This window comes from Mucilaginibacter sp. (genome assembly GCF_036383575.1).
GTDB lineage: Bacteria > Bacteroidota > Bacteroidia > Sphingobacteriales > Sphingobacteriaceae > Mucilaginibacter.
In genome coordinates, this window is sequence record NZ_DASVOB010000456.1 from 1 (window position 1) to 2,572 (window position 2,572).

A 2,572-nucleotide genomic window follows, 5' to 3' on the forward strand; every position below is an offset into this window, starting at 1 on the left:
GCCTTTTGCTATGAAGGGAGAAGAAATGGCTTGCGGTCATGGTCATGCTGATAACGTTGCCCCTGCCCTGTTCGGCGGTTTTGTGCTGATCCGCAGCTATGAGCCTCTTGATGTGGTAAGGTTACCGCACCCTAAAAACCTGTGGTGCGCTATTGTTTTTCCTGATGTGGATGTACCTACGCGCGAAGCCCGCCAGATCATCCGCAAAAACATCCAGATGAAGGATGCCGTAACCCAGTGGGGCAATATTGCCGGCCTGGTGAGCGGTTTATTCATGCAGGATATCGACCTGATCGGTCGCAGTATGAAGGATGTATTGGTTGAACCGGTACGCTCCATGCTCATCCCCGATTTTTATAAAATGCGCGAAATGGCTATGGAACTTGGAGCCGTAAGTTTTGGCATTTCTGGCTCGGGCCCTTCGGTATTTGCTTTTACCAGAGATGAAGCTACAGCCCGCAGCATCACGCAGAAGCTACAGTATCATTTAACCGGTTTAAAAATCGGCTCGAACAGTTACGTATCAACTATTAATGACGCGGGGCCGAAGGTTTTGGGATAACTGCCCCACCCAAACCCTCCCCTAAAGGGAGAGGGCTTAAAACCGCCCGTCATTGCGAGGTACGAAGCAATCGCCGCTAAGCAGGTCCGCCCTGTACAGTTTGCGATTGCCGCGCTACGCTCGCAATGACATAATGTAAATAAATCCGAAATCGAAATTCCGAAATCAAAAATGAAACTCTACAGTACCAATAATACCTTATCCGAAGTATCTTTTAAAGACGCTGTTTTTAATAGTATGCCACAGGATAAAGGTTTGTATATGCCTTACAGCATCCCCCGTTTGGATGATGATTTTATCAATAACCTTGATAAATATACCCTGCCCGAAATTGCTTTTAAAGTAGCCCAAAACTTGCTTGGCGATTCTATTCCCGAAGCTGATCTAAAAGCACTGATCGATGATGCCATCAACTTCCCGGCCCCTATCGTGAAGCTGGAAGATAATGTTTACGTGCTGGAGTTATTTCATGGCCCGTCATTGGCGTTCAAAGATTTTGGTGCACGTTTTATGAGCCGCGTAATGAGCTATTTCCTTGAGCCCGGCGAAAAGCAGCTCGATGTATTGGTTGCCACCAGCGGTGATACCGGCGGTGCCGTAGCTTTAGGCTTTTTAGGCGTACCTAATACACGTGTTACTATCCTTTATCCTAAAGGCAAAGTGAGTGGCGTGCAGGAACAACAGCTAACCACCAATGGTCAAAACATTCGCGCACTTGAGGTAGATGGTACTTTTGATGATTGCCAGGCACTGGTTAAACAGGCTTTTGTTGATGAAGAACTGAACGAAAAATTTCGCCTTACATCTGCTAACTCAATTAACATAGCACGTTTGGTTCCGCAGACTTTTTACTATTTCAATGCCTATGCACAACTGTTAAGGCAGGGCATTAAAAAAGTTGTTTTCTCTGTACCGAGTGGCAACTTTGGCAATATTGGCGCAGGTTTGTTAGCCTGGAAAATGGGCTTGCCTGTCGAAAAATTTATCGCGGCCACTAATGTTAATGATACTGTTCCCGAGTTTTTAAAAACCGGTGTTTATCAGCCTAAACCATCTGTTGCAACACTGTCAAACGCAATGGATGTTGGCAACCCAAGCAACTGGGTACGCATTGCCGATCTGTTTAAAAACGATACCGACGCGCTGAAAGAACTGGTTGTTGGTTTTAAATATGACGATGAAGAAACTGTAAAAGCCATTAACTGGGTATTTAATAACTATAACTATGTGGTATGCCCTCATACTGCTATTGCATGGCAGGCCTTAACCGATTACAAACAGGACCATGCCACTACAGATACTGCCGGTGTATTCCTTTCAACTGCGCACCCTTGTAAATTCCCTGATGTTTTCAGCGATGAGGTAGCAGCCAAAATTGAAGTGCCGGAACAGGTAAAAGAACTGGAATCAAAAACCAAACAAGCTGTAGCCATCAGTAAAGATTTTGCTGATTTTAAAGGCTACCTTTTAGCAGTAGATTAATTTCAGTATTTTTAGATGCTGGAAAAAGTGCCTCCTAAAAAGAGGCGCTTACCAACCATGTCATTGCGAGGCACGAAGCAATCGCGAACTGTGCAGATCCGCTCTGTATAGCATGCGGCTGCCACGCTATCGCTCGCAATGACATGGTTACAAAAACAGCACCTGATTCAATACCGAAACATAAAATGCTCAACAAAACCTCATTGATATTTGCCTGCCTTGTTGCAGTTTGCCTCACCGCCTGCAGCCGTAAACAAAAGTTTGATCGTGATAAATGGGATGATGGTGACGGCATTACCTTTGCTTACCGCCCCGGCATGGTTGAAGACCTTATCGCCAGCAAGCAACTCAATGGGCTTAAATATCAAAAGGTGATCCACCTGCTTCACCGTCCGCAGTTAAGCAGCAAGGATAGTATGATCTACGACCTTGACCGGCAATACAACAAGGGCACATTAATTTATACCCAAACACTTGTTGTTTTCCTAAAAGATTCTGTCGTTACCAAGGCAGAAGTTCACGAAATCC

Annotated in this window: 3 protein-coding genes; all 3 read left to right on the forward strand. The window is 45.2% G+C overall.

Annotation, left to right across the window (positions count from 1 at the left end):
• Nucleotides 1–562 (forward strand): homoserine kinase (locus tag VF500_RS16215; RefSeq protein ID WP_330860673.1); only part of this gene is annotated, 562 nt, incomplete at its 5' end.
• A gap of 171 nt (nt 563–733) precedes the next feature.
• Nucleotides 734–2,044 carry a threonine synthase gene (thrC, locus tag VF500_RS16220; protein ID WP_330860674.1) on the forward strand — a complete coding sequence of 437 codons (1,311 nt, stop codon included), beginning with the start codon at nt 734–736 and terminating at the stop codon, nt 2,042–2,044.
• A gap of 185 nt (nt 2,045–2,229) precedes the next feature.
• A partial coding sequence (locus VF500_RS16225; protein WP_330860675.1) for a hypothetical protein occupies nt 2,230–2,572 on the forward strand: 343 nt, incomplete at its 3' end.